The organism is Rhodanobacter sp. sgz306013 (genome assembly GCF_057031145.1).
This window is the reverse complement of record NZ_JBXCIJ010000001.1, coordinates 703,199-725,663: the sequence shown is the minus strand read 5'-3', so window position 1 is coordinate 725,663 and position 22,465 is coordinate 703,199. Positions and strand designations below refer to the sequence as shown.

At 68.5% G+C, this 22,465-nt stretch carries 15 protein-coding genes; 10 read left to right on the top strand and 5 right to left on the bottom strand.

Annotated features, from left to right (window positions below; translation table 11 throughout):
• Positions 1-76: 76 nt before the first annotated feature.
• Positions 77-736 (top strand): response regulator, encoded by a 660-nt coding sequence (locus AC2EWF_RS03225; protein WP_483637908.1) that lies wholly within the window; start codon positions 77-79, stop codon positions 734-736.
• 99 nt (positions 737-835) lie between these two features.
• Here AC2EWF_RS03225 and AC2EWF_RS03220 read toward each other — a convergent pair whose 3' ends face one another.
• From AC2EWF_RS03220 to AC2EWF_RS03210, 3 genes are all read right to left on the bottom strand, one after another.
• Complete coding sequence (locus AC2EWF_RS03220) at positions 836-4,162, bottom strand: hybrid sensor histidine kinase/response regulator (RefSeq protein ID WP_483637907.1); 3,327 nt, start codon at positions 4,160-4,162, stop codon at positions 836-838.
• An 811-nt stretch (positions 4,163-4,973) separates the two neighbouring features.
• The gene (locus AC2EWF_RS03215; RefSeq protein WP_483637906.1) at positions 4,974-6,017 is read right to left on the bottom strand and encodes an extracellular catalytic domain type 2 short-chain-length polyhydroxyalkanoate depolymerase; all 1,044 of its coding nucleotides are present in this window, start codon (positions 6,015-6,017) and stop codon (positions 4,974-4,976) included.
• Between the two features lie 13 nt (positions 6,018-6,030).
• A complete protein-coding gene (locus tag AC2EWF_RS03210; protein ID WP_483637905.1) occupies positions 6,031-8,250 on the bottom strand; it encodes a TonB-dependent receptor in 2,220 nt (739 codons plus the stop codon).
• 168 nt (positions 8,251-8,418) lie between these two features.
• On the opposite strand from AC2EWF_RS03210, the gene AC2EWF_RS03205 reads away from it, so the two are divergent.
• The 4 genes from AC2EWF_RS03205 to AC2EWF_RS03190 all read left to right on the top strand — a co-directional run bounded on the left by AC2EWF_RS03205 (position 8,419) and on the right by AC2EWF_RS03190 (position 14,735).
• Positions 8,419-9,816 carry a GntP family permease gene (locus tag AC2EWF_RS03205; protein WP_483637904.1) on the top strand — a complete coding sequence of 466 codons (1,398 nt, stop codon included), beginning with the start codon at positions 8,419-8,421 and terminating at the stop codon, positions 9,814-9,816.
• A 117-nt stretch (positions 9,817-9,933) separates the two neighbouring features.
• A complete protein-coding gene (gene typA, locus AC2EWF_RS03200; protein WP_483637903.1) occupies positions 9,934-11,763 on the top strand; it encodes a translational GTPase TypA in 1,830 nt (609 codons plus the stop codon).
• A 176-nt stretch (positions 11,764-11,939) separates the two neighbouring features.
• The gene (locus tag AC2EWF_RS03195; RefSeq protein ID WP_483637902.1) at positions 11,940-12,710 is read left to right on the top strand and encodes a TIGR00266 family protein; all 771 of its coding nucleotides are present in this window, start codon (positions 11,940-11,942) and stop codon (positions 12,708-12,710) included.
• A 651-nt stretch (positions 12,711-13,361) separates the two neighbouring features.
• Entirely contained in the window at positions 13,362-14,735 is a 1,374-nt protein-coding gene (locus tag AC2EWF_RS03190; RefSeq protein ID WP_483637901.1) for a carbohydrate porin, read from the top strand.
• Positions 14,736-14,774: 39 nt separating this feature from the next.
• On the opposite strand, the gene AC2EWF_RS03185 is transcribed toward AC2EWF_RS03190, so the two are convergent.
• Positions 14,775-15,383, bottom strand: a complete 609-nt coding sequence (locus AC2EWF_RS03185; RefSeq protein ID WP_483637900.1) for a class I SAM-dependent DNA methyltransferase — start codon at positions 15,381-15,383, stop codon at positions 14,775-14,777.
• A 167-nt stretch (positions 15,384-15,550) separates the two neighbouring features.
• Here AC2EWF_RS03185 and AC2EWF_RS03180 point away from each other — a divergent pair, with 167 nt between their 5' ends.
• Both AC2EWF_RS03180 and AC2EWF_RS03175 read left to right on the top strand, forming a co-directional pair.
• Positions 15,551-17,146, top strand: a complete 1,596-nt coding sequence (locus AC2EWF_RS03180; RefSeq protein ID WP_483637899.1) for a DUF1800 domain-containing protein — start codon at positions 15,551-15,553, stop codon at positions 17,144-17,146.
• Positions 17,147-17,155: 9 nt separating this feature from the next.
• Positions 17,156-18,355, top strand: coding sequence for a DUF1501 domain-containing protein (locus AC2EWF_RS03175; protein ID WP_483637898.1), 1,200 nt, complete (start codon positions 17,156-17,158; stop codon positions 18,353-18,355).
• An 82-nt stretch (positions 18,356-18,437) separates the two neighbouring features.
• On the opposite strand, the gene AC2EWF_RS03170 is transcribed toward AC2EWF_RS03175, so the two are convergent.
• On the bottom strand, positions 18,438-19,415 hold the full coding sequence (locus tag AC2EWF_RS03170; protein ID WP_483637897.1) for a bifunctional helix-turn-helix transcriptional regulator/GNAT family N-acetyltransferase: 978 nt from the start codon (positions 19,413-19,415) through the stop codon (positions 18,438-18,440).
• 258 nt (positions 19,416-19,673) lie between these two features.
• On the opposite strand from AC2EWF_RS03170, the gene AC2EWF_RS03165 reads away from it, so the two are divergent.
• Genes AC2EWF_RS03165 through AC2EWF_RS03155 form a run of 3 tightly spaced genes read left to right on the top strand, consistent with a single transcriptional unit; the run spans position 19,674 to position 22,465 of the window.
• On the top strand, positions 19,674-21,245 hold the full coding sequence (locus tag AC2EWF_RS03165; RefSeq protein ID WP_483637896.1) for a DUF1800 domain-containing protein: 1,572 nt from the start codon (positions 19,674-19,676) through the stop codon (positions 21,243-21,245).
• Between the two features lie 33 nt (positions 21,246-21,278).
• Positions 21,279-21,812 (top strand): M48 metallopeptidase family protein, encoded by a 534-nt coding sequence (locus tag AC2EWF_RS03160; protein WP_483637895.1) that lies wholly within the window; start codon positions 21,279-21,281, stop codon positions 21,810-21,812.
• Positions 21,813-21,814: 2 nt separating this feature from the next.
• On the top strand, positions 21,815-22,465 hold the full coding sequence (locus AC2EWF_RS03155; protein ID WP_483637894.1) for a DUF6348 family protein: 651 nt from the start codon (positions 21,815-21,817) through the stop codon (positions 22,463-22,465).

The window sequence follows — 22,465 nt, the reverse complement described above, 5'->3', positions numbered from 1 at the left end:
AGTCCGATGCCATGGCCGTGCAACCCCGCTACGCTCGTCCCTGTAGGCTAGTCCGATATCCCGCGCAGGCCCTCTGATGCCGCACCTGCTGATCGCCGACGACCATCCGCTGTTCCGCGCCGCATTGCACCAGGCCGCGCTGGCGGCGCTGGACGACGGCAGCATCAGCGAGGCCTGCGACCTGCCCGCCACGCTCGACGCGCTGGGCGAAGTGCCGGACACCGACCTGGTGCTGCTCGACCTGCACATGCCGGGCAGCCGCGGCCTGTCGGGGCTCGCGGCGCTGCGCGGACAGTTCCCAGCGGTGGCGGTGATGGTGGTATCCGCACACGACGAGCCGCGCGTGGTGCGCCGCGTCCTGGACCATGGCGCCGCCGGCTTCATCTCCAAGAGCGCCAGCCCCGACGAGATCGCCGCCGCCATCCGCACCGTGCTCGACTGCGGCGAATGGGTGCCGCCGCACCTGGGCGAGAGCGTCGCCGCCCTGCCCCCCGACCCGGGCGACAGCGACCTCGCCGCACGGCTGGCCCGCCTCACGGGACAGCAGTACCGCGTGCTCGGCCTGCTCGCCGAAGGCCTGCTCAATAAGCAGATCGCCGACCGTCTGGCGATCCAGGAGCGCACGGTGAAGGCGCACGTCACCGCGATCTTCGAGAAACTCGGCGTGCGCAACCGCACCCAGGCCAGCCTACTGCTGCGTTCGCTGGACCTGGTCGATCCCGCCCGGGTCGACTGAGCGATCCCATTTCGCCCCGGCGAGAGCGCATCCTGCGCACGATGGCTTGTTGCCCCGAGCGAAGCCGGGAGCCATCGCGCACGGGGCGCGCTCCTGCGGTCACGCCGGCGTCGTATCGCGCAACGCCGTCATGTGGTGCTGGATAAGTTGCCGCAGCGCCAACGGCCTGAGCGGCTTGTACAGCACGTTGACGCCCGCTTCGAGCAGGCGCTGGCGCAGGACGGTATCGCGATCGGCGGTCAATACCACCGCGGGCACGGCGCCGAAACGTGCACGCAGCCCGGCCAGCGCATCCAGCCCTGTAAGCCCGCCGTCGAGGTGGTAGTCGAGCACCAGCAAGTCGGGCCTCCACGGCACCCGTTCCGCCTGCGCCGGTGTGCGCGCCTCGTGCACCTGCCATTGCCAGCTCGCCAGCAGCGCGCCCATCGCCGCCAGCGCGGCCGGTTCGTTGTCCAGCACCAGGGCGCGCCCCTGCGGCAGCTGGCGTGCCGGCGCAGCCGCGGGTTCGCGCGCCACGCGGCCGACGGCGGCGCGCGGCAGTTCCACCGCGAACACGCTGCCGCGCCCGGGCCGGGAGCGCAGCGACAGCCGATGCCCGAGCAAGCCGGCCATGCGCTCGGCGATCGCCAGGCCCAGTCCTAGCCCCTGCCCGCTGGCCGCGCTGCCGCGGCGGAACTGTTCGAAGATCAGCCGCTGCTCGGACTCCGCGATGCCGGGGCCGCTGTCCCAGACCTCGATACGCCACTGCCCATCCGCGCGGCGGCAGCCCAGCAGCACGCGGCCCTGCTCGGTGTAGCGCAAGGCATTGGCCAGGAAGTTCTGCAGCACGCGACGCAGCAACTGCGGATCCGAATGCGCCCAGCCTCGCGTGCCGACCACGCACAGGCGGATGCCGCGCTCCTCGGCCATCGCGCGGAACTCGGCGGCCAGCGGATCGAGCACCTCGGCCAGCGCGAAGTCACGCGGGCGGACGCTGAAACGCCCGCCTTCCAGCTTGGCGATATCGAGCAGGCCGGCCAGCAGGTTCTCGGTGGCGGCCAACGCGCCATCCAGGTGCTGCGCGGTGGCGGCCGCCTCGTCGCCCGCGAGGCGCACCTGCAACGCGTGCGAGAACAGTTGCGCGGCGTGCAGCGGCTGCAGCAGGTCATGGCTGACCGCGGCGAGGAAATGGGTCTTCGCCTCGTTCGCGCGCTGCGCGGCGTCGCTGGCCAGCGCCAGGGCCTGCGTGCGCTCGGCCACACGCTGCTCCAGCGTCTCGTTGATCCGCTTCAATTCGCGTTCGGCATTGCGAAACGCGGTGACGTCGGTATAGGTCGCCACGTAACCGCCGCCCGGCATCGGGCTGCCGCGGATCTCCACCGCCACGCCGTTCGGGAACTGCCGCTCGGACTGGTACGGCGAGCCGGCGTGCATGTGCGCGAGGCGCCGGCGCACGTCGGCGTCGATCTCGCCGCCGCCGGCCAGCCCGGCCGCCAGGTTGTGGCGCATCAGCTCGGCTACCGGGCGGCCCACTTCGAGCAGGCCGGGCGGATAGGCGAACAGCGCCTCGTAGGGGCGGTTCCACGCCACCACGCAAAGCTCGGCATCCACCACGCAGATGCCCTGGCTCATGCTGGTCAGCGCGGCGGCCAGTACGCGCTGGTTGAAACGCAGGTCCTGCGTCGCCTCGCCGACGATCGCGGCCACCGCGTCGAGATCCTGCCGGCCCTGGTGGCGCATCACGTCCAGCAGCAGGCGCGCGGAGGCCGCGCCGATCACCGCGGCCAGCTCGTGCTCCACCGCCGCGATGCGCGGCGCATCGGCCAGCACGCGCTCCGGCGCATCGCGGAACAGCTCGCGGACGCGCGCCGCCGGCAGGAAACGCTGCGCCAGCGCACGCAGCTCGATCAGCATCACGCCGCCCCCGGGCGCCGGCGCCGGATGCGCGTGGCGCGAGCGCGCCACCAGCCACATCGCCGCCACGTTCGCCGCGAGGCTCAGCACCACCGCACGCGCCAGGCGGCTCCAGCCGTCCAGCCCGAACAAGTGCGAAGGCGCCAGCCAGATCACGCCGAACGGCCCGGTGTGCACCCACTCCGGCTGCGGCGCGAACAGCGCCGGAAGCAGCGCATACAGCCACACGAGCGTACCCACCAGCAGGCCCGCACCCACGGCGCGCGCGCCTATCTGCGGTCGATACACCGCGGCCAGCGTGGCCGGCGCGAGTCCCGCCAGCGCCGAAAACGAGATCGCGCCGATGTCGGCCAGCGCGTCGCTGCGCGCCAGCACGCGACTGTAGGCCCAGGCCAGCAACACGATGGCGAGGATCGCCAGCCGCCGCTGCGTCAGCACCGCACCGCGCAGGTCGCCGCGCTCGCCGCGCCCCCAGCCCGCGCGCACCAGCAGCGGCGCCACGAAGTGGTTGCTCACCATCAGGCTGAGCGTGAGCGTGGCGACCACCACCATGCTGGTCGCCGCGCTGAGCCCGCCGAGGAACGCGGTCAGCGCCAGGCCATGCTCGCCGCGCGCCAGCGGCAGCACCAGCACGTAGAGATCCGACGGCACGCCGACCGGGCGCAGCCAGCTGTCGCCCAGCCGCGCCAGCGGCAGGATCGGCAGCGAGATCAGCACCAGGTACAACGGAAACAGCCAGCGCGCGGTGCGCACGTGGCCGTCGTCGCGGCATTCCACCACGCCGGCATGGAACTGGTGCGGCATGGTGAACATCGCCAGCGCGCCGAGCAGGATCAGCGCCGGGAAACTGTTGCTGTCCTGCGGCGGCGGCGCCCCCACCGCCGCGGTCGCAGGCACTGCGGTGAGCAGCAGCGAGCCCAGCGCCAGCATCGCGCCCAGCTTGAACAGCGACTCGAACGCCACCGCCAACACCAGACCGCGGTTGTGTTCGGTGGCCGCCGCGCGGCGCGTGCCGAACAGCATCGTGAAGGCGGCCATCGCCAGCCCCACGTACAAGGCGCTGTCCTGCCACGCCGGCGTACCCGCGTAATGGCCGCGGCTGAGCACGCCATAGCTCATCGCCACCGCCTTCAGCTGCAATGCGATGTACGGCACCATGCCGATCAGCATCACCGCGGTGACCAGCGCCGCCAGCCCGGAATGCCGCCCCAGCCGCGCCGCGATCAGGTCGGCCAGCGAGCTGGCGTTGTACTCGCGCGCGATGTGCACCAGGCGCCGCAGCCAGCCCGCTGCGAACAGGTAGACGAGAATCGCGCCGACGAAAGTCGGCGGCAGCCACCAGCCCGAACGGCTGGCCTGGGTCACCGTGCCGTAGAACGTCCACGAGGTGCAGTGGATCGCCAGTGACAGGCCGTAGACGATCGCCCAGCGCTTGTTGAACACCTTGGCATGGCGTTCGCCGTACAAGGCCACGATGAACAGCAAGCCCAGCCACAGCAGGGCGGCGGTGGCGATGAGGGCGGTGCTCAGCATGACGCGCCCCACTTATTCCCCTCGCCCGCGTGCGGAAGAGGGAATGGGGGAGAGGGCGCTTTTCCCTCGCAAGATTCAGAGCGGTTTCGTCCACCTTCCGGTGGCCGAGCTACTTCTCTTTTGCTTGTCCAAAAGAGAAGTAGCCAAGAGAAAACGACACCCCGGTTGGCGCTTGCCGGGCATCCTTGCCCGACAAGTCCGTGAGCCGTGGCCGGGCTTTTCGAGCGGACTCCTGTCCGCGCGAAAAGGCGAGTCCATCCCTGGACTCGCCCGCTGTGCGGCCTTCTCGTCCCCGCCTCACCGCCGCCCAGGGGGCCCGGGAAGAGCGGGCGCGCATCGTGCACGCCAGAAGCAAGAGCAAGAGCAGGAGCCAAACCGCGCGAGCATGTTGTCTCCCTCCTCTGCCTGCAGGGGACGGCTGGGGCGCGGTGCCGTTGCCGCTGCTTCTGCGCGCTTGGAGCGCGCTGCTTTTCCGGGGCCCCTATGGCGCGGCGGGCGGGCGAAGGAAAGTCCGCAGGATGGCCCGCAGGGATGCGGGCCAGTTTTTCGCCGGCACAGGAAGTGCCGTCGAAAAACCCCGTAATCCGCCCGCGCACCCGCAGGGCAGGAGGCCCGGAGGGCGCGCCATCGGGGTGCCCCTCTCTTTGGTTACTTTCTCTCGGGCACGCGAGAGAAAGTGACTCGGGCCGCGGCAGCGGCTCGAAACCGCTTTGTCGCTTGCAAAGATTTGAGGGCGAGGGCGCCCTCTCCCCTACCCCCCTCCCGCAAGCGGGCAACGCGAGAATCACCGCGCAGCCATCTGCGCCCACCCTCACTTCTCGATGGCGCGCACCGCGTTCACCAGCCAGCGCTGCTGCACGCCGGCGCGGGTGTCGTAGTTCGTGCCGGAGTATCCCCACCAGTCCCAGCATGCCTGCGGATTCAAGGGCGCGAAGCTTGCGCGGGTCTGAGGGTACAGCACGGCCACGTGGTAGGCGTCGGCCCAGCGGTTGAAGCCGGCGTCGCGCACGAAGGCCTCGCCCACCGCCTCGGCGTTCTGCTTGCAGCCGTGGAGAGCGACCAGCAGGCCGCAGGGCTTGCCGGCGAGGCAGGCGGGGGGCAGGTAAACGTAGCCGCTGGCAGCGAGGAACGCATCGGCGCCGCCGGGTCGCAGCTTATTCTGGTCGAAGGTGCGCAGCTGCCCCTTCGGCGCCGCGGCCGGGCGCGGCGGCGGCCCGTAGAGCTGGGCGAAGATCGCGCCGGCGGCGTCGAAACCGCAGTGGCCAAGGTAGGGCGATTCGGATTTGCCACAATCGTCGCCGCGCGCCGCCACCGGCAGGTTGTGGGCGAAGTCGCGCCGGCCGTCGTCCACCACCTGCATGCCCTTGAGACCGGGCACGTCGTCGCGCAACTTGCGGTAGAACGCGGCACCTGCCTCGGCCACGGCGGGGGCAACCACCGCGTCGGCACGCCCGTGCAGCAGGTAGACGCGGGCCTGCGCCAGCGCGGCGATTGAACCGAGCTCGCCCGCCTTGGCGCGCTGCTCGGCCTGCGCCACCAGCGCGTCCACGTCGGGCGGCGGCGTGCCCTTCATGCAGCTGCCCAGCGCCGCGTTCAACTGGCCGTTTGCGCAGCCGTACGGGCCGCCGGCCACCAGCGCCGCGCCACGGAAGATTTCCGGCCAAGCCAGTTGCGCCTGGGTCGCCATGTAGGCGCCCGAGGACAGGCCAGCCACCGCCACGCGCTGCGGATCGATCCGCAGCTTCGGCAACGGCGCCGCCTCGTCGGCCTGCGCCGTCGCCGCCAGCAGCAGGGTCGCGGCCAGACACCGGTTCATCCATCGCATCGCCCTGCTCCTATTCGGTCCGCTGCCCATGCCTGCATCGCCATCAGAACGTGTAGCGCGCGCTCAGCGTCACCATGCGCGGATTGCCGTAGTAACCGGTGACGATGCCCAGCGCCGCGATGTTGTAGCCGGTGGTGCGGTAGGACTTGTTGGCAAGGTTCGTGCCCTGCAGGCTCAGCGACCACGGCCGGTCGATCTGCCAGGTCACGCCGGCGTTCCACAACCCGTAGGCGGGTTGTGCAATCAGCGGCGACAGGGTCGTCTCCGGGTATACCAGGCTCTGGTAGCTGTAGTTGATCCGGCCGCTGAGGCTGCCGCCGCCGGCCAGCGGGATGGTGTGCTCCAGCGTGAGGCCGCCGGAGAACTTCGGCGCGTTGGTGAATTTCTGCGTGTCGGCGATATTGACGCCGCCGCTCATGAACTTCGTGTACTTGGTGTGCATCCAGGCGAGGTTGCCGCGCAGCGTGGTGTTTTCGCTCGGCATCCAGGCGAACTCCTCCTCCAGGCCGTCGATGTGGCCCTTGCCGGCGTTGGTGAAGTCGCCGAAGAAGCCCTGCTGGCCGTTCGGCAAGGTGTAGGAGGTGAACACCGACAGCTGGATGTTGGAATATACGTTGCGGTACAGCGCCGTGTTCATCATCAGGCGGTCGTCGAAGAAGGTCATCTTGCTGCCCAGTTCGAAGGACTGCACCTTCTCGTCGTCGATCGGCCGGCAGGAGCTGGGGATCGCCGCGCAGTTCGCGCGGATGTTGTAGCCGCCCGAGTGGAAGCCCTCGCCGTAGCTGGCGTACAGCTTGATGTTGGGATTCACGCTCCAGTCCAGCGACACCTTGGGTGACAGGTTGTCGGACCCGTGCGAGCCGTTGAAGTTGGCCAGGGTCAGGATCGGCGTGCTGAAGGTGGCATCGGCATAGCCGAAGTTCTGGATGCGGGCGGTCTTGGTCTCGTGCGTGTAGCGCAGGCCCACGTCCAGGCTCCAGTCCGGGGCGAAGTCCCAGCTGAAGTCGCCATAGCCGGCGTAGCTCTTGGTGCCCATGCTGCCGCCGGTGCTGCCGTACTGCGCATAGCCCAGCAAGGAGTACGGCGGCGAGCCGAGGAAGATGTTGTGGATCTCACCGTTCGCGCTGCCGTCGAAGTAGTACGCGCCGAACACGCCGTGCACGCTGCCGCCGGCGTCGTAGTTCGCCTGCAGTTCCTGGCTGAACTGGTGGTCGCTGTACAGCGCGTTGACGTCGGTGAGCTGCGGCGGCAGGGTGTCGAAGTCGATGTTGGTGTCGGTGGACGAGCCGCGCACCGCAGTGACCGACTTCAGCGACCATGCCTGGCTGGCGATCCAGTTCATCGTCAGCGCGGTGCCGTACAGCTTGGTGTGGTTGAGCTGCGGCATGCCGCTGCGTGTGTCGAAGTCGCCGGCGAGCGGCTGGTACTGCGGGTAGAACTTGTTGACCTCCAGCATCTTCGCGCCGCGCGGGTTGGAGTTGTCGCGCACGCCGTCGAATTCCAGCTGGGCGTTGAAATCGTTCGACGGGAAGAAACCCAGGGTGAGCCGTGCCGCGTTGGTGTTCTTGTTGCCGTTGCGGCTGCCGGTGAGCAGGTCCTTGCCGAAGCCGTCGTTGTGCAGGCTGGCCACCGCGAGGCGGCCGCGCCAGACCTGGTCGGCGCTGGCACCACCGAGGCTGGCCTTGACGTCCTTCTCGCCGTGCGTGCCCACGGTGACTTCCGCCGAGCCCTCGGTCTTCACCGGTAGCGGCCGCGAGATGTACTTGATTGCGCCGCCGATGGTGTTCTTGCCGTACAGCGAGCCCTGCGGGCCGCGCAGCACCTCGATGCGCTCCACGTCGAACACGTCCAGCATCGCGCCCTGCGGCCGCGCGAGGTAGACGTCGTCGAGGTAGATGCCCACCGCCGGGTCAAAGCCCCAGGTGGGGTCGGCCTGGCCGATGCCGCGGATGTAGGCGGTGAGCGTGGTGTTGGAGCCGCGCGCGGCGTACACCTGCAGCGAGGGCACCTTGCCCTGCAGATCGCCCAGGTTCTGCACGTTCTGCGTGCGCAGGTCCGCGGCGGTGAAGGCGCTGACCGCGATCGGCACGTCCTGCAGCGTTTCCGCGCGCTTGCGCGCGGTGACCACCACCTGGTCCAGCTGTTTCACCTTGGTCGGCGCGTTGCCGTTGCCGGCATCGGCGGATTGCTGCGCCCGGGCCGGCGCGGCGAACACCGCGCCCACCGCAAGACCGACCGCCAGACTCAGATGCGTGCGCTTCATGGACTCCCCCCTCATCGTGGACGCATCCAGCAGGCGTGGATGCCGGTTTTGCGGCGAGCTTAGGCAGCGCCGGCAACCGCCACACTTGTACCTTCGTACAGTGCCGGCGCGGCGCGGTGGTGCCGAATACTGCAGTCATCGCTCGATGGACCCCGGGGACTCGCAAGCATGGCATTCCTGATCGTGCTGGCCGCGCTGTGTTTTCTGATGCTGGCGGCCTATCGCGGCCACAGCGTGATCCTGTTCGCGCCGCTGGCCGCCCTGGGCGCGGTGCTGCTTACCGATCCCGCGCTGGTGGCGCCGATCTTCACCGGCCTGTTCATGGAGAAGATGGTCGGCTTCCTCAAGCTGTATTTCCCGGTGTTCATGCTGGGCGCGCTGTTCGGCAAGCTGATCGAGCTGTCGGGATTCTCCAAGGCGATCGTGGCCGCCACCATCGGCCTGGTCGGGCGCAGCCGCGCGATCCTGTCGATCGTGCTGGTCTGCGCCTTGCTCACCTACGGTGGCGTGTCGCTGTTCGTGGTGGTGTTCGCGGTGTACCCGTTCGCGGCCGAACTGTTCCGCGCCAGCGACATCCCGAAGCGGCTGATCCCCGGCACCATCGCGCTGGGCGCGTTCACCTTCACCATGGACTCGCTGCCGGGCACGCCGCAGATCCAGAACATCATCCCCACCGCGTTCTTCGGCACCAGCGCCTGGGCGGCGCCGTGGCTGGGCACGCTGGGCGCGGTGTTCATCCTGGTCGTCGGCCTGGCTTACCTGGAATCGCGCCGGCGCAAGGCCGCCCGCGCGGGCGAAGGCTACGGCAACGTCCTCGTCAACGAGCCGGCGCCGTTCGAGCACGGCAAGCTGGTGCATCCGCTGGTCGCGCTGCTGCCGCTGGTGCTGGTCGGCGTGGCGAACAAGTGGCTCACCGGCCTGATCCCGCGCCTGTACGGCAGCACGGCAGCGTTCCGGCCCAGCGTGGTCGGCAAGAGCGCGCCGGTGGTGCAGGAGGTGGACAAGATCGCCGCGATCTGGGCGGTGGAGGGCGCGCTGTTGCTGGGCATCGCCTGCGTGCTGGTGTGCGCGTGGCGGCCGGTGCGCGAACGCTTCGCCGAGGGCAGCAAGGCCGCGGTGGGCGGTGCGCTGCTCGCCTCGATGAACACTGCCTCGGAATACGGATTCGGCGCGGTGATCGCCGCCCTGCCCGGCTTCAAGCTGGTGGCCGACGCGCTGCACGCCATCCCGAACCCGCTGGTGAACGAGGCGGTCACCGTGACCACGCTCGCCGGCATCACCGGCTCGGCTTCCGGCGGCCTCGGCATCGCACTGGGCGCGATGGCCGACACCTTCATCGCCAACGCACAGTCGGCCGGCATCCCGCTGGAGGTGCTGCACCGGGTGGCGGCCATGGCCTCCGGCGGCATGGACACCCTGCCCCACAACGGCGCGGTGATCACCCTGCTGGCGGTGACCGGGCTCAGCCACCGCCAGTCCTACCGCGACATCTTCGCGGTCACGGTGATCAAGACACTGGCCGTGCTCGTGGTGATCGCGGCGTATGCGCTGACCGGGCTGGTCTGAACCGGGGGTAGGCAAGCGCGAGGCAAGGCGAGCAAGCGCACGCAAGTGTGCGTATAATCGACCGATTCGCCTTCCGAAACCCTGCGCGACGATCCCCGCATCGCCCGAGCCTGCCCCATGTCCATCGAAAACCTGCGCAATATCGCCATCGTCGCCCACGTCGACCACGGCAAGACCACCCTCGTCGACCAGCTGCTGAAGCAGTCCGGCACGCTCTCCGAGCGCACCGTGCTGGCCGAGCGGGTGATGGATTCGAACGACCAGGAAAAGGAACGCGGCATCACCATCCTGGCCAAAAACACCGCGATCAAGTGGAAGGGCAACCGCATCAACATCGTCGACACGCCCGGCCACGCCGACTTCGGCGGCGAAGTGGAGCGCGTGCTGTCGATGGTCGATACCGTGCTGATCCTGGTCGACGCGATGGACGGCCCGATGCCGCAGACGCGCTTCGTGACCCAGAAGGCGTTCGCCATGGGCTTCAGGCCGATCGTGGTGATCAACAAGATCGACCGCCCCGGCGCCCGCCCGGAGTGGGTGGTGGAGCAGGTGTGGGACCTGTTCGACCGTCTCGGCGCCACACCGGAGCAGATGGAGTTCCCGATCGTCTACGCCTCGGCGCTGAACGGCTACGCCAGCCTCGACGAGAACGTGCGCGAGGGCGACATGACCCCGCTGTACGAAGCGATCATGCAGCACGCGCCTAAGCCTGACGTGGACCCGGAAGGCCCGTTCCAGATGCGCATCAGCCAGCTGGACTACAACAACTTCGTGGGCGTGATCGGCATCGGCCGCATCCAGCGCGGCACGCTGAAGAAGAACATGCCGGTGGCGATCATCGACCGCCACGGCAAGAAGCGCCAGGGCAAGGTGCTGCAGGTGCTCGGCTTCATGGGCCTGGAGCGCATCGAGCAGGACAGCGCCGAGGCCGGCGACATCGTGGCCATCTCGGGCATCGCCGAGCTGACCATTTCCGATACCGTGACCGCGCTGGAAGCGCCCGAGGCGCTGCCGGCGCTGACCGTGGACGAGCCGACCATCTCGATGACCTTCCAGGTCAACAATTCGCCGTTCGCCGGCAACAAGGACCTCAGTGGCGGCAAGTTCCTCACCAGCCGCCAGCTCAAGGATCGCCTCGACCGCGAGCAGGTGCACAACGTGGCGCTGAAGGTCGAGCAGGGCTCGGACGCCGACAAGTTCCTGGTGTCCGGCCGCGGCGAGCTGCACCTCTCGGTGCTGATCGAGAACATGCGCCGCGAGGGCTACGAACTGGCCGTGTCGCGTCCCGAGGTCATCATCAAGGAGATCGACGGCCAGAAGATGGAGCCGTTCGAGCAGCTGGTGATCGACGTGGAAGAAATCCACCAGGGCCCGGTGATGGAGCGCATCGGCGTGCGCAAGGGCCAGCTGAAGAACATGGAGCCCGACGGCAAGGGCCGCGTGCGCCTGGAATACATGATTCCGGCGCGCGGCCTGATCGGCTTCCAGAACCAGTTCAAGACCCTCACCCAGGGTTCCGGCCTGCTGTTCCACGTGTTCGACCACTACGGCCCGAAGGAAGAAGGCCAGATCGCCAAGCGCCTCAACGGCGTGATGATCGCGAACGCAGGCGGCACCACGCCCGCCTATTCGCTGGGGCCGCTGCAGGAACGCGGCAAGCTGTTCGCCGCCGAGGGCGACAACGTGTACGAGGGCCAGCTGGTCGGCATCCACGCCAAGGACAACGACCTCACCGTCAACGCGATCAAGCCCAAGCCGCTGACCAACATGCGCGCCTCGGGCAAGGATGATGCGATCCAGCTGACCCCGGCGACCAAGTTCTCGCTGGAGCAGGCGCTGGACTTCATCGACGACGACGAGCTGGTCGAGGTGACGCCGAAGGAAATCCGCCTGCGCAAGAAGCACCTCACCGAGAACGACCGCAAGCGCGCCTCGCGCGGCGGCTGAGCAAGCCGCCCCGTGCTACATCCGAAGGCCGCCGCAAGGCGGCCTTCGGCTTGATCGGGAGCTTGCGACGGCGATCCGGGGGCGTAGGATGCAGCCGGTCTTCACCGAAGCGTGCGATCACGACTGCCTGCCGCGGAAGGATCGCCTCACCCCTCCCATCATCCGGAGAATCCGACATGCAGACCCGCATCCAGGGCACCACGATGCCCGTGCTCGAAGTGCAGCTAGATCCCGGCGAAAGCGTGTTCGCCGAGAGCGGCGAGCTGTCGTGGATGAGCGCCTCGGTGCAGATGACCACCCATACCCAGATGGGCGGCGGTGGCGGCCTGTTCGGCATGTTCAAGCGCGTGGCCGGCGGCGGCAGCCTGTTCATGACGGACTACCGCGCCGTGCAGTCCCCCGGCATGGTGGCCTTCGCCACCAAGGTGCCCGGCCATATCGTGCCCGTGCCGGTGGCGCCGGGCAGCGAGTACATGGTGCACCGCCATGGGTTCCTCTGCGCCACGCCACAGGTCAGCATCGGCGTGGGCTTCCAGCAGTCGCTGGGCGCCGGCATCTTCGGCGGCAGCGGCTTCCTGCTCCAGCACGTCGGCGGCACCGGCACGGCGTGGCTGGAACTGTCCGGCGAACTGATCCAGAAGGAGCTGGCCCCCGGCGAGACGCTGCGCGTGCATCCCGGCCACGTCGGTGCCTTCCAGGCCTCGGTGAGCTTCCAGATCACCACCGTGCCCGGCATCCGCAATGCCATCTTCGGTGGCGACGGCATCTTCCTGGCCGCGCTCACTGGACCCGGCACGGTATGGCTGCAGACCCTGCCGATCTCGCGCCTGGCCCACCAGATCGCCGAATACCTGCCGGGCGACGGCAACCGGGCGGCATCGACCGGCATCGGCGCCGGCCTGCTCGGCGGCGTTGTCGGCTCGCTGCTGGGCGGCGACAACAACTAGCCGACGGGCTCGCATGACCGTATCCGCGGCGGCGAGGATGGCCGTCCGGCGGGGCCGCGCCATGCCTCGCACCCGGATCTTCCGGCAAGCCATCCTGTCGCGTTGACAGGCTGCCGTGCCGCAACTACAGTGCGCGCGCCTTCAGCCCGGCTGCCGGCACCCTCGGCCACTCCCAGCGAGAAATGGACAGTATTCCCAGTAGCTGCGCCGGCGCCCGCAAGCCCTTGCGTATGCCGGTGTCGACCCAACCGATGAACGCCTGCGACCGCGCGCGGTCGGCCCGCGTCTTCCTCGACTGAGGGATACGGGCCGCCTCCATGCGCCGCGGGCGCATGTTGAGGCGAGCCCATGTTGCTCCACCGCTTCCCCGTTGCGACGCGCCCGCGCCGCCCCGTTGCCGACCACCTTCGCGCGCGTCGCGCGCCCGCCCATGCCTGCCATCCGCCCGCCATGCGCAAGCCGCATGCTTCGGCCGGTGCCACCGCCGATCACGGAGGCCCCTGATGCCCAGCGACAGTCGACCTCCCTCCGCGCCCCGACCGGGCGCATGTCAACGACCCCTACTCCGGACCGCGGCGTCCGGCGTGATGCGCGGCTGATCGTCCGGCGTGCATCCGCCGCCACCCGACCGGGCCGCCACGGATGCAAGCCATGTTCAAGAACACCCTTCCCCCGCGCGTCGCCACCCGCACGCTCCTCATCGCCATCACCATCGCCTGCCTGCTCGGCGGTGCGCTCGCGTTTTCCCGAAGTGCAAGCGCCGGCGAGGCGCCGCTGTTCGTCCCGCAATGGCTGGGCGCGCAATACACCTTCGTCGACCAGCACCAGTTTTCGCTGCATTCGCCCTACGCCGGCCCGCTGAGCCTGCACGCGCGAAGCGACACCGGGCGCTCGCACACCTTCGGCGCCTACTTCGGCGTGGCGCTGCCGGCCCATCTGGCCTACTACTTCGACGTGGAGATGTTCCGCGGCGAAGGCGTCAGCGGGGCCACCGGGCTGGGCGGACTCACCAACGGCGACGTGATCCGCGCCGGCGTCGCCGGGCTGGGCCGCGGCGCCTACGTGGCGCGGCGCTACCTGCAATGGACACTGCCGCTGGGCGGGTCGCGCGAAACGGTGGAGCGCAGCCAGGACCATCTGTCGGGCACGCAAGCCACGCAGCGCCTCGAGGTGAAGCTGGGCACGATGGCGGTGAACGACGACTTCGACCGCAACCGCTACGCCAACGGCACGCGCACCCAGTTCATGAACTGGGACCTGTTCAATGCCACCAGCTGGGACTTCGCCGCCAATACCCGCGGCTACACCGACGGCCTGATGCTGGCCTGGGTCAATCCTGCCTGGACGCTGCGCTACGGCATCTACCGCATGCCCTGGGAGGCGAACGGGCAGCGGCTGGAGAGCTCGCTGCGCCGCGCGCGCGGCGAGCAATGGCAGCTGAGCCTGCACCCGCATCCCGGCGGCTGGGTGCTGCGCCTGCTCACCTTCCGCAACCTCGCCCGCATGGGCAGCTACCGCGACGCCATCGACCGGGCGCTGGCCACCGGCCAGGCGCCAGACGTGCGCGCCGACGATGCCCCCGGCCGCCATAAGTTCGGCTGGGCGGTCAACGGCGAACTGCCGCTGGCCGACGGCGGCGAGACCGGCCTGTTCGCGCGCGCAGGCTGGAACGACGGCCACACCGAGTCCTTCGCGTTCACCGAGGTGGACCGCACCCTCAGCGGCGGCCTGCAGCTTTCCGGCGTGCATTGGGGCCGTTCGGCCGATCACCTGGCCGTCGGCTTCGCGGTCAACGCACTGTCACGCCCGCATCGCGAATATCTGGAAATGGGCGGCGCGGGCTTCGTGCTGGGCGATGGCGCGCTGGATTACGCGCACGAGGAGATTGCCGAGGTGTATTACAGCTATGCGCCATGCGCCCACCTCACGCTCAGCCCCGACCTGCAGTGGATACGGAACCCCGGCTATAACCGCGACCGCGGGCCGGCGACATTTGCGGGGGTGCGGGCGCATCTGGAATTCTGACGCCTGTACCACTCCGACACTCGCGCAAGAGCGGAAAAGCTACGCGGGCAACCGAGCCAGCTCCAGCGCCGCAATCCGCCGACCCAGGCGTGGCGCCAGATAGCAATGCGACCCGCACGGCAGCAGCCCAGCATCGGCGAAGGTGCGCAGGTACCAGTCCGGCGAGCGCTTGTGGAAGCCATCCAGGTCACCCGCCACGCCATCGTGGCTGGTGAACACCTCCAGGAAGGCCACGCCCTCGACCATCTCCGCGATACCGACGAGGCCCGCGCGGATTTCCGCCGGCTTGAGGTAATGCAGCACGTCGCTGCAGACGATGAGGTCGAAACGGCTTTCGAAGCGCAGGTGTTCCAACTGGCCGAAACGCGCCAGCCCGATGTTGCGGCTGCGGCCGTAGCGCGCCACCACGTACTCGCTGGCGTCCAGCCCGCGATAGTCGATGCCGGGCCGCAACGCACGCAGCGGCGCGCGCCAGCCACCTTCGCCGCAGCCCACGTCGAGCGCGTTGCGGACCGGCCGGCCGAGGTAGTACTCCGCCTGCGCCACCACCATCGCCACCTTGCGCTTCAACTCGGCCGGCGATCCAACCGCATGCGTGGGATGGCGGTACCACTTGTCGAAATAGGCGCGGTCGTAGGTCTTGGGCATCGCATCGCTCCAGCGGGGGAGCGCATGGTAACCGGCGCGACCGGTGCGCAAGAGGTTGCGAAAGCTGAATCACCGGAGAATCCACCCGATGCATCACGGTTCCGCGGTCATCCGCCCGGCACCCTCGCCGTTGAAGCTACTCGACACCCTCGCCGGAGAACGGACGCATGCCTGCCGCACCGATACGCCGCCGCAGCCTCGCGCTTGGCCTGTTGCTGGGATGCCTGCCCGCGATGGCCTGCGCGGGCCAGGCCACGCTGCAGCGCATGCCCGCCGCCACCGTCACCGCGAAGGTGGATGGCCTCAGCCTCTCCGACATCGCCTGGCTGCGCCGCGACGGCTTCGGCCTGGACAGCGCCACGCTGGCACGTTATCGCCAGCTCGGCCGCACGCGCTTCCTCGACGAGCAGCTGTCCGGCGCCGACGACACGCTGCCACCCCGGGTGGCCGCGCAGATTCGCGCCTTCCAGGCGGTGAACACGCCGGTGCCCGAGCTGTGGGCGGATTTCCGCGACCGCCAGAAGCAGTTCAAGGACACGCCCGCCGACGCGGCCAAGGACGCGGCGAAAAAGGCGCTCGCGCAGTACCGCCGCGCCCTCGAACAGCAGGCCGCGCAGGCGGAGCTGCTGCATGCAGTCTACGGCGGCGACCAGCTCAAGGAGCAGCTGGTGTGGTTCTGGCTCAACCACTTCAGCGTGTACGCGAACAAGGGAGCTGTGCGCGTGTTCGCCGCCGACTACGAGGAAAACGTGATACGCCCGCATGCGCTGGGCAAGTTCCGCGACCTGGTGATGGCGACGCTGCAGAGCCCGGCGATGCTGGTGTTCCTCGACAACGTGCACAACGTCAAAGGCAAGACCAACGAGAACTACGCGCGCGAGCTGATGGAACTGCACACGCTGGGCGTGGGCTCGGGCTACACCCAGGCCGACGTGCAGCAGCTGATGCGGATTCTCACCGGCGCCGGCCTGCTGCCGCCGAAATTCGCCGAACGCGCAGACCGCATGCGCCGTGAGCCCCCCGGCTTCGTGCGCGACGGCCTGTTCCGGTTCAACCCGAACCAGCACGACTTCGGCGACAAGACCTTCCTCGGCCAGACCATCAAGGGCAGCGGTTACGCCGAGATCGGGCAGGCGGTGGACCTGATCGTGCGCCAGCCAGCCTGCGCGCACTTTGTCTCGCAACAGCTCGCCGAATACTTCATAGCCGACAAGCCCCCGCCCGCCCTGGTGGACGCCATGGCGCACACCTTCCAGCGCACCGACGGCGACATCGCGGCGGTGGTTCGGACGATGCTGCTGTCGAAGGAAGCCGCCGCCGTGGACGGGCACAAATTCAAGGATCCGATGCGCTTCCTGATTTCCGCGATGCGGCTGACCTACGACGGCCAGCCGATTCCCAACGCCGTGCCCCTGGTGAACTGGCTCCGCCAGATGGGCGAGCCGCTGTACGGGCGCATCACGCCCGATGGCTGGCCGCTGGATTCGGCCAGCTGGACCGGTTCGGGCCAGATGAGCAAGCGCTTCGACTTCGCCCGCGTGATCGGCAGCGGCCGCAACCGGCTGTTCGCGGGCGCTGACGGCGGCGCCAGCCCCGCGAACGATCCGCCGCCCGGCCCTCCGGATCTGCAAGGCTCCGCGCTGTACCGCGATGCCATCGCGCCACGGCTCGCCGACGCCACCCGCAACGCGCTCGCGCAGGCCAAATCGCCGATGGAGTGGAACACCTTCCTGCTGTCTTCGCCCGACTTCAATTACCGTTGAGGTGCCGTCATGAACCGTCGCGAATTCCTGCTTGCCGCCGCCGGCGCGGCCGCCGCGTCCACCCTGTCCTTCTCGGGCCGCCTGTTCGCCGCGCCGGCGAGCTCGCCGCGCTTCCTGCTGGTGTTCCTGCGCGGCGGCTACGACTGCAACAACCTGCTGGTGCCCTGCGGCAGCGACTTCTATTACGAATCCCGCCCCACCCTCGCCATCGCGAAACCCGACCTGGGCAACCCCGACTGCGCCGTGGCGCTGGACGCGGACTGGGGCCTGAACCCCGTGGTGCGCGATTCGCTGTACCCGCTGTGGCAGAAGAGGCAGCTTGCCTTCATCCCCTTCGCGGGCACCAACGATCTCTCGCGCAGCCACTTCGAGACGCAGGACCACATCGAGCGCGGCGAGCCGGTAGGTACAAGCGGCAACTACCGCTCCGGCTTCCTCGCGCGGCTGTCCGGCCTGCTCACCGGCGTGCCGGCGATCGCCTTCACCGACAACCTGCCGCTCTCCTTCCAGGGCGCGAGACACGACATTCCCAATATCTCGCTGAAGGCCGACCCCAAGGCGCATTTCAACGAGCGGCAGGCCGCGATCCTCGCCGGCATGTACAAGGGCACGGCGCTGGCCCAGGCCAGCGCCGACGGCCTCGCCCTGCCGCAAAGCATCTCCAGGGATCTGCGCGACGAGATGGTGGCGGCCAGCCGCGGCGCGCCCAGCGCGCACAACTTCGCCGCCGAGACGCGGCGCATCGCCACCCTGATGCGTGACCGGTACCGGCTCGGCTTCGTCGACGTGGGCGGCTGGGACACCCATGTCAATCAGGGCAGCACCAAGGGCGGCCTCGCCTACAACCTGAAGAATCTCGGCGAAGGCCTCGCCGCCTACGCCGAGGCGATGGGCGACGACTGGAACGACACCACCGTGGTGGTGCTCTCCGAGTTCGGCCGTACCTTCCGCGAGAACGGCGACCACGGCACCGACCACGGCCACGGCACCGTGCACTGGATGCTGGGCGGCAAGGTCGCCGGCGGCAAGGTCGCCGGCGAGCAGGTGGCGGTCACGCAAGCCAATCTGTTCCAGAACCGCGACTACCCCATCCTCAACGACTACCGCGACGTGCTGGGTGGGATGTTCGCCCGGCTGTGGGGCTTGAACGCCAGCCAGTTGCAGACGGTGTTCCCGCAGGCGAAGGCCAGGGATCTGCGGCTGGTGTGAGCGTGCCACGTCGAGCGCCGCTCAGGCAGGAAAAGCCGGATACCGATGTCGACACCACGACGCGAAGTGCACCCCGAAAAGCTTACGAACCCACGGCTGGTTCCGGAGCGTTCGGAAAATATCGCATCGCGACATCGCACCGTTCGTACTCGGCCCCGTAGCGGCCCATGATGTCCTGGTCGTGCCGAAAACCGAGCTTCTCGTACAAGTGCACCGCTGCGGCGCAGCGCTTGTTGGTGAGCAGATACAAGGGATCGGCGCGCATGGCCATCGCGCGCCGGATGATCTCGGTCAACAGGAACTCGCCGGCCTTCAGTCCGCGCGCACTCTCGCGCACGCCCATCTTGGTCAGCTCATAGGCGCCGGGGCCGGATTGCAGCAGCGCGCACGTACCGACAATGCCCAGCCCGCGCGCCTCGACGAAGAGGATCACGCCGCCGGCGTCGATGATCTTCTCGCGCGGGTGGTTCAGGACTTCGTTGTCGACCGCCTCGAGACGGAACATGGCATTGATCCACTCGGCATTGATGTCGCGGAACTCCGCCGCGAGCGTGTCGTCGTACTCGCGGATCGTGAGCACTTCGCGGCGGCTGCGTGCGGCGAGGACATCGATCGGCGCCGTGGACAACACGTTTTCCAGCTGGCTGATCTGCTCCATGAAGGTGTCGAGCCTGCCATCCATCAAGGCATGGACGGCGTCCTCCACCGCCGGTATGACGTGCAGACGGGCGCGTGCCAGCGCGGTGACTCCGGCCGGCGTCAGCGATACCAACCGCTTGCGCTGATCGACACCCTGCTGCGACTGGACCAAGCCCATCTCGACCAGCTGGCGCACGCCGCGCGTGATCCCCGGCTGACTCGTGCCCACGGCTTGCACCAGCTCCCCCACCGTCAACGCCTGTCCATCCAGCGCGGAAAGCAGTGGCATGTGGCTGGGCTGCATCGGCAGGCCCGCATCCGTGGTGAGCCGCGCCGCACCCGCCTGCATGCGTTCGCCAAGACGTTTGAGGCGACTGCCAAGGTAAGCAGGCCCAAGCTCGCGCAAAACATCGGCAGCCATAATACATATCTCGTTATATACCGTTGCATGTTTGTACTCCTCGCCTTCGCCGCGCGCAAGCCATCGCAGGTGTCCATGGCCATGCAGCGCTGGCCGAGCCGGGATGTTTCGAGGGCCTCAACGTATCCATCCAGCCACCTCGATCCTGTGGATTGCCGGCATGGCAATCCGCTGCGCATGATTCGTCTGGCCGCGGATGCTCGTCGCCGGGTTCGCCGTGTCCAGCCGCAAACGCATTCCTGCCGAGGTCGATAGCTCATGCGACTGACACGTTTCCGCTCTCGCATTCGAAGGTACGCGAGCACCGCCCTGCTCGCGTCGCTGATGCTGTTGCTTGGCGCCTGTGCAACTGCACCTGCGTATTCCGATACGGCGAACACGGGCAGCGTCCTCACCCGCGACGACCTCACGTGGCTGCGCCGCGATGGCTTCGGCGTGGACAGCGCGGACGTGGCGCGCTATCGCGAGCTCGGTCGCGCGGGATTGCTGGACGCCCAGTTGGCCGACCGCGTGCCCGGCGCACTGCCGCCGCCGGTCACGGGCCTGATCCACGGTTTCGAGGCCGTGCGCACGCCCATGCCGCAATTGCTCGCCGACCTGCACGACGCCCAGGAGCAAGCCAAGGCGCTGCCCGCCGGGCCGGAGCGGGACGCCGCCAACAAGGCCTGGCAGAAGCACGGCTACGAGCTGATGCAAGAGGCGCGGCAGGCCGAGCTGCTGCAGGCTGTGTACGGGTCGAACCAGCTCAAGGAGCAACTGGTGTGGTTCTGGCTCAACCACTTCAGCGTGTACGCGCCCAAGGGCCGCATCCGCTGGGAACTGGCCGACTACGAGCAGCACGTGATCCGTCCGCATGCCTTGGGCAAGTTCCGCGACCTGGTAATGGCCACGCTGGAAAGCCCGGCGATGCTGGAGTACCTCGACAACGCGCAGAACGCCAAGGGCCATGTCAACGAGAACTACGCGCGCGAGCTGATGGAGCTGCACACGCTGGGCGTGGGCTCGGGCTACACCCAGCAGGACGTGCAGCAGCTGGCGCTGATCCTCACCGGCGTCGGCATCGCGCCCATCGCCGGCAAGCCGCAGCACTTCAACGCGAAGGCGGCGCCACTGGTGGTGCGCCACGGCCTGTTCGAATTCAACCCGTACCGGCACGACTTCCGTGACAAATTGTTGCTCGGTCAGCACATCAAGGGCCGCGGCTTCGACGAGGTGAAACAGGCGGTGGACATCATCGTGCGCCAGCCCGCCTGCGCGCGGTTCGTCTCGCGCCAGCTCGCGCAGTATTTCGTGGCCGACAACCCGCCACCCGCGCTGGTGGCGCGCATGACGCAGACCTTCCAGCGGACGGACGGCGACATCGCCGCGCTGCTGCGCACCATGTTCGACTCGCGCGAACTGCTGGCCAGCGGCAGGCAATTCATGGATCCCATGCGCTTCGTGGTCTCGTCCGTGCGCATGGCCTACGACGGCAAGCCCATCGCCAACGCCCTGCCGCTGGTGTACTGGCTCGACCAGCTCGGCGAACCGCTGTACGGCCGCATCACGCCCGACGGCTGGCCGCTGGAAGGCGGCAGCTGGACGGGATCGGGCCAGCTCGCGACCCGCTTCGACATCGCCGCCGCCATCGGCAACGGCAACACCCAGCTGTTCACGCCACCCGGCAGCAAGGGCCGCCAGTCCGGCTTCCCGATGCTCGCCACGCGGCTGTACTACGACGCCATCGAGCCGCACCTCTCCGCCGGCACCCGCAATGCGCTGACCAAGGCCGACTCGCAACAGGAATGGAACACCTTCCTGCTGGCTTCGCCGGATCTCAACTACCGCTGAGGTTTCGCATCGGCGAAATGCGACAATGCGCCGATGTCCCCGCTGAAATATCTCCATGCGTATCCGCCCGCCGTGCAGGACAAGGTGCGCCAGCTGATCGCGCAGGAGCGCCTCGGTGAATACCTGGCCGCGCGCTACCCGGATCGCCATGACGTGCAGAGCGACAAGGCGCTGTACGGCTACGTGGCCGCGCTGAAACAGCAGCACCTGAAGCAGGCGCCGGCCATCGACAAGGTGCTGTACGACAGCAAGCTCGACGTGGTGCAGCGGGCGCTGGGCCTGCACACCGCGATCTCGCGCGTACAGGGCAGCCGGCTCAAGGCGAAGAAGGAGATCCGCGTGGCCAGCCTGTTCAAGAGCGCCGCGCCGGAGTTCCTGCAGATGATCGTGGTGCACGAGCTGGCGCACCTTAAGGAAAGCGAGCACAACAAGGCGTTCTACCAGCTGTGCCAGCACATGCTGCCGGACTACCACCAGCGGGAATTCGACCTGCGCATGTACCTGACCTGGCGCGAGTTGCCTTCGACCGCGTTGCCTTCGACCAACCCCACCAACCCGCAGGAATGACGATGGATGGCGCGGCACTACAAAAAACCCTGTTGCGGCTGTTCGAGCAGAACGGTGTGGAACTCGATGCCGACGAGGACGGCTGGCTGACCACCGACGGCGATTTTCCCTCCGTGCGTGCCCAGTGGCACGCGGCCACGGCCAGCGAACCGGGACACCTCGACATCGACGTCGTGTTGAGCGAAGAACGCTGCATCGAGGAAAGCTTCGCCGGCCACGGCAGCGGCGCGGACGCATGCACGGCCGCCCTGCGCGCGTTCGAGCAAAGCGCGCTCCATCCGCTGCTCGCCGCCTGCTGGTACGTCACCGACGAGCGCAAGCTGACGATCACGGCATGGGAGACCGGCGTCCGCACCTGGGATGTGTTCGCCGGCCCGTTCGCCCTGTACGGCGCGGACATCACCGAGCTGGAGATGCTGGGGCAAGTGCCGACCGCCATCGAGACGACGCTGCAGCGCGAAGCCTTGTCCCCCGAACTGCACTGGCTGCGTCTGGTTTACCGCCGTACGGCGGAGGGCGAAGCACGCTGCGAAGTCCTGCTCGACAACGAGCCCTGGGCGGCGGGAACCGATGCGCTGGCCGCGCTGCCATGGCCACAGCAGGGCCACTACAGCGTCCACGGTTCCATGGTGCTGGATGTGCGGGATTACTGA